At 67.9% G+C, this 474-nt stretch carries 1 pseudogene; it reads left to right on the top strand.

What is annotated here, in order from left to right:
* Positions 1–437, top strand: a pseudogene (locus MOV74_RS40280) (tetratricopeptide repeat protein); the annotation flags it as partial.
* Between the last annotated feature and the right edge of the window lie 37 nt (positions 438–474).

Below are 474 nucleotides of genomic sequence, written 5' to 3'. Positions count from 1 at the left end.
CGATCGGCGTCTACATGCCACTCGGTTCGCCCCGGCTTCAGGATTTTCCCTTGGCGGAGCGGGAGCGCGGATCCGGGTCCGGCATGGCGCAGTCGCTCGAGAATCTCGTGGCGCAGGTCCAGGACCATCTGGAGAAGAATCCGACCGACGGGCGCGGCTGGAACGTGCTCGCGCCGGTGCTGGAGCGGCTCGGCCGTTTCGACGACGCGGTGCGCGCTTATCGCAACTCGCTCACCTACAATGGCGAGAGCGCGGAGCGCCGGTCCGATCTCGGCGAAGCGCTCTCGGCCGCCGCCGGCGGTGTGGTGACCGCCGAGGCCAAGACCGAATTCGAGCGTGCACGCGCCCTGAACCTTGACGATCCCAAGGCGAACTACTTCCTCGGCCTCGCCGCCGAGCAGGACGGCCGCAAGGACGACGCTGCCACGATCTGGCGCGGCTGCTCGAGGTCTCGAAGCTGATGGATTCGACCGA

This window comes from Bradyrhizobium sp. SHOUNA76 (assembly GCF_023006445.1).
Lineage (GTDB): Bacteria > Pseudomonadota > Alphaproteobacteria > Rhizobiales > Xanthobacteraceae > Bradyrhizobium.
This window is presented reverse-complemented; position numbering and strand designations above follow the sequence as displayed.